Source organism: Lactobacillus jensenii DSM 20557 (assembly GCF_001436455.1).
GTDB lineage: Bacteria > Bacillota > Bacilli > Lactobacillales > Lactobacillaceae > Lactobacillus > Lactobacillus jensenii.
Genome location: NZ_AYYU01000041.1, coordinates 1 through 4,924, shown reverse-complemented (window position 1 = coordinate 4,924; position 4,924 = coordinate 1). Strand labels below are relative to the sequence as shown.

5 protein-coding genes are annotated in these 4,924 nt (G+C 35.8%); 1 reads left to right on the top strand and 4 read right to left on the bottom strand.

The window, feature by feature from the left end; all coding sequences use genetic code 11:
* Positions 1 to 179: 179 nt before the first annotated feature.
* On the top strand, positions 180 to 1,559 hold the full coding sequence (locus tag FC45_RS07185; RefSeq protein WP_006585652.1) for an amino acid permease: 1,380 nt from the start codon (positions 180 to 182) through the stop codon (positions 1,557 to 1,559).
* A 123-nt stretch (positions 1,560 to 1,682) separates the two neighbouring features.
* On the opposite strand, the gene FC45_RS07180 is transcribed toward FC45_RS07185, so the two are convergent.
* Genes FC45_RS07180 through FC45_RS07165 form a run of 4 tightly spaced genes read right to left on the bottom strand, consistent with a single transcriptional unit; the run spans position 1,683 to position 4,799 of the window.
* Positions 1,683 to 2,048, bottom strand: a complete 366-nt coding sequence (locus tag FC45_RS07180; protein ID WP_006588829.1) for a DUF956 family protein — start codon at positions 2,046 to 2,048, stop codon at positions 1,683 to 1,685.
* 1 nt (position 2,049) lies between these two features.
* Positions 2,050 to 2,964, bottom strand: coding sequence for a PTS system mannose/fructose/sorbose family transporter subunit IID (locus FC45_RS07175; RefSeq protein WP_006588119.1), 915 nt, complete (start codon positions 2,962 to 2,964; stop codon positions 2,050 to 2,052).
* A gap of 21 nt (positions 2,965 to 2,985) precedes the next feature.
* On the bottom strand, positions 2,986 to 3,789 hold the full coding sequence (locus tag FC45_RS07170; RefSeq protein WP_006585650.1) for a PTS mannose/fructose/sorbose transporter subunit IIC: 804 nt from the start codon (positions 3,787 to 3,789) through the stop codon (positions 2,986 to 2,988).
* A 14-nt stretch (positions 3,790 to 3,803) separates the two neighbouring features.
* Positions 3,804 to 4,799, bottom strand: a complete 996-nt coding sequence (locus FC45_RS07165) for a PTS sugar transporter subunit IIB (RefSeq protein ID WP_006585649.1) — start codon at positions 4,797 to 4,799, stop codon at positions 3,804 to 3,806.
* Positions 4,800 to 4,924 lie beyond the last annotated feature (125 nt).

The window sequence follows — 4,924 nt, the reverse complement described above, 5'->3', positions numbered from 1 at the left end:
CTGACTACGAATCAGAAGGTTGTAGGTTCGACTCCTACAGGGTGCATAATACAAAACCTAGGTTTTTCCTAGGTTTTTTTGTTATAAACATATTCTTTTAATGAAATTACCTAGCAATTTTAGGTATAATGATAAATATGGTCTAATTAGCCATACTACTTTTTAGAAAGGGAGACTTGATGAAAAAAGAAGAAAAGACGAATACAATACAAACCGGTTATCGTCGAACTCTCAGCAACTCGCATATTCAATTGATTGCCCTAGGTGGAACAATTGGTACTGGTCTATTCTTGGGTGTTGGAGATAGTATTCACCGAGCGGGCCCTTCCGTAATTTTAATCTTTATTATAGTAGGATTTTTCCTTTTCTTACTTATGCGTGCACTCGGAGAATTAATTCTATCTGATTTAAAAAAACATACGTATATTGAATTTATTGAAAAATACCTTGGTAAAAACGTTGGCTTTATTAGTGGTTATCTTTACTGGATAAGTTGGCTAACTTTAGCCATGGCTGAATTGACTGCTCTAGGAATTTATTTTGAATATTGGTTCCCACACCTTCCAACTTGGCTTCCAGGGCTAGTAACAATGATTGTACTGTTAATTATTAACCTAATTTCTGCAAAAGTTTTTGGTAATTTAGAGTTTAGTTTTGCAATCATCAAAATTCTAACTATCCTAGCATTTGTAGCAATGATTGGTTACTTCTTAATAGTTGGTGAATCAACGAAATACGGTGATATTTCATTGGCCAATCTAAATGCTGGTGGTGGCTTCTTTGCTAAAGGAAGTCACGGCTTCTTGCTTGGCTTTCAAATGGTAATTTTCAGTTTTATCGGTGTTGAATTAATCGGCTTAACTGCTGCTGAAGCACAAGATCCCAAGAACACAATTGCACGTGCAATTGATCAATTACCAATTAGAATTATTCTGTTTTATGTAATTGCTATCGTTGCAATTTTAGTAGCCATCCCTTGGCCTAAGATTTCAACTACCAGTAGTCCATTTGTTCAAGCATTAAGCGCAACTGGGATCAAGAATGCTGGTTCAATTATTAACTTTGTTGTTATTAGTGCCGCAATTTCATCTACTAACAGTTTCTTATACAGTGCTGGTAGATTGTTATTCTCAGTCAACTTTGATGGAAAGTCTAAATGGTCAAAGACATTTGGTAAGCTTTCCAAAACTCAAGTACCACGCAACGCTTTGATTTTCTCATCATTGATTATTGCATGTGCTCCATTAATTACTTTGATTATTGGAGATTCGGCATTCACTTTTATTTCTTCTACTTCAACTAGTATGTTCTTAATTATATGGGCAATCATGATTGTAACCCACATTCGCTACCGCAAAGAAACAGCTAATGAAAATTTAAAGTCATTCCAAATGCCACTATTCCCATATCTAGATTACTTAGTTTTAGCATTTTTCGTTGCAATGATTGCCTTACTACTATATTTAGATAAATTTAGAATTCCAATGATGGCTGCATTAGTAACCTTCGTAATCTTATATAGCATTACTAAGTTTATTCGGGAAAAGAATAATAATTAATACAGAATAAAGACGCAAGTTTTGATACTTGCGTTTTTATTTTTATCTTCTTTCGACTATTTCTTTTTATCTATTTAGAAAAACACAAATAAAAAGTCCATACCCTAAAGTATGGACTTTTTTCTATTCATGACCTAATAGTCGAAGTTTAACTTTCTGCCAATAGCTCAAAGCTCTTCTTAAATGATCTGCAGGAAGATATTTTGTCATTGCTTTTAAGCAGCGATGTGGTTCCTTAACTGAAAAAATGAAATTACCATTCTTTCTAGTTCTAATTTCAAATCTAGGGATATATTTTCCTTTGAAATGAACAGCAGCCACAACGTAGGTTACTTCTTCCCAAGGAATTTGAATATAATCTTGAATGTTTTTTTCATTATAGAATTCAAATCCCTTATTACCAATCATTACTTTACCATAACAAGGAACACCTCTCTGCCAGGTAGCAGGCATCGTTAAATCAACTTGATTATTAATTGATTGTACCATCTTATAGCAAACCAATTACGTGACCAGCAATACCTACAATAAAGATACCGATGATAATAATAATTGGAGAAACCTTCTTCTTTAATAAGTACATACATAAGAATGTAAGTAGAAGTGCTGCAAGACCTGGAATTAAGCTATTAAGGTTATCTTGTAAAGTAGTTACCTTGCTACTAGTTAGTGATAAGCCTTGACTTTGCTGAATCAATGCTTGTTGAATTGCTTTTACACCCTTTGGTAAAGCGTTCCAATCAATGTAGGCACCTTTTTGAAGTGGCGAAGTAGAAACTACTGGCTTGAAATTAATCGTTACCCAGCGTTCAATTAAGGCACCTAAAACAAACATACCCATCATTGAGGCTCCACGAGTAACTTTCCCCATCAAACCACCGGATAAGTCTTTGGTAATTTCAGAACCAACACGATAGCCAAATTCTTGTGAATACCACAAGAAAGCAATTCTAATTAAGTTCCAAACAATGAAGAATAAGATTGGCCCTAAAATGTTACCTTGAGCAGCTAAACTAGCACCAAGAGAACCAACAATTGGACGAACTGTGTACCAAAATACTGGGTCACCAACACCAGCTAAAGGGCCCATCATACCAACCTTAACACCTTGAATGGCTTGGTCTTCAATTTCCTTACCATTTGCTTTTTCTTCTTCAAGTGCCAATGTAACACCGAGAATAGGTGAAGCTAAATATGGGTGGGTATTAAAGAAAACCAAGTGCCTTTGTAGTGCTGCTTTTTGATCTTCTTTATTAGGATAAAGCTTACGAAGAGCTGGAATTAATGAATAACACCAACCACCATTTTGCATTCTTTCATAATTCCAAGATCCTTGAAGCAACATGGAACGCCACATAACTTTCAAGCGGTCCGATTTAGTTAAATGGATTTTGTTTTCTGCCATTTTAATATTCCTCCTTAGACCTTAATAATTATCAAGAATATCTCCTAATGGATCACCTGTGCCATTAGAACCTGAATTGTTTTTGCTTGTGCCATTACTTTCAAGAGCTAAGTACATTAAAGCAAGAGCTGCACCAATTGCACCAAGAGCAATTAATGTTAAATCTTTAATTGCTGCCAAGGCAAAACCGATAGCGAAAAATGGCCAAACTTCTTTACTTGCCATCATGTTAATAACCATTGCATAACCCACAGCAACAACCATACCACCACCAATGGTCATACCATCTGATAACCATGCTGGCATAGCTGAAAGCCAAGCTTTAACAAGAGAAGACGGAATTGCAAGCAATAACGCTGCTGGGATTGCAATTCTTAAACCTTGTAATCCGGTAGCAATCAATTGCCACATACCAATAGCTCTAAAGTTTGCCTTTTCAGCTTCTTTATCCATAATATGTGAAATTGCAACAGCAAGGGTACGAACAATCATAGTTAACCCTAATCCAGCAACAGCTAAAGGAACAGCAATACCAATAGCGGTACCAATTTGCTTTTCACCCAAGTTACCTTGAACCATGATAATTGCTGAAGCAACACCAGCTAAAGCAGCATCTGGTGCAACTGCAGCACCAATGTTAGCCCAACCCATTGCAATAAATTGTAAAGAACCACCTAACATAATCCCTAAGGTAAGATGTCCTGTTACTAAACCAATCAACGTACATGAAACGATTGGTTGATGGAATTGCCATTCATCCAAAATACCTTCCATACCAGCTAGGAAAGCAATGAATACAACCAGAATCATTTGAATAGCATTCATAAATCTATTTCCTCCTACTTATTTTGTTCATCAAGTAATTTTTGTGCCTTACTTAAAATTGCATCCATATTTTCAGGATTATCACTTGGCACTTTACGAACATCAAATTTAATTCCCTTTTCTTTTAGCTTCTTAAAAGTATCAACATCTTTTTGGTTCATTGATAAAACACTATTGGCATTTACTTTACCAACTGCATATGACATTGAACCAACGTTAAGAGTGTCAATTTGAACACCATCTTCAATTGCTTGAAGTGCATCTTCAGGATTTTCAAAAAGAAGTAGTGCTTTCGTTGCTCCAAAACGAGGATCTTTGTCAACTTCAGCCATTTTCTTAATAGGTACAATATGTGCTTTGATTCCAGTAGGAGCAGCTTCTCGAATCATATTCTTACGTAAATCGTCTTTAGCTACATTATCACTAACAACAATAATACGGTCAGGATTCATAGCTTTTGACCAACCAATAGCAACTTGACCATGCAACAAACGTGAATCTATTCTTGCCAAAACATACTTAATATGACCATCACCTAAAACAGTGCCTTCAGGAATATCACCTTGAACTTCTGCAGGTTTAGCCTCTTGTTTTACAGTTGATTTAGGCGCTAATGATTCGGGCTTGGTTTTAATCCCATCTTTAGCAGGATCAACAATTGCCGTAGCAATTTCCTTGGCAGATTCAACACTAAAGCGCTGAGTTAAAGCTTCAATTACCATAGGCAAATTAAGCCCTGTTACTATAGCCCAATTACCACCGTGTTCTTCTAACAATTTGTTTGCTTGATTAAAGGGAGTACCTCCCCATAAATCAATTAAAAACAAAACTTCATCCTGATTATCAAAAGATGCGATTACATCTTCCATTTTCTTACGAACATCATCAGGACCCTCATCAGGCTTAAGAATTGCTGAGCCAAAATTAGTTTGTTTACCAAAAATCATTTCGGCAGACTGAGAAATTCCCTCAGCAAAGGCGCCATGACTAGCTAGAACTATTCCAACCATCATGTATCCTCCTTTCAAAAATTGAATACCCTTACATTTTACACTATTTACATATTTAAGTTAACTGTTATCGGTAACAAAAAGAAAAAAGAGGACAAAAAAAGGACAGGCCATAGGGTCTGTCC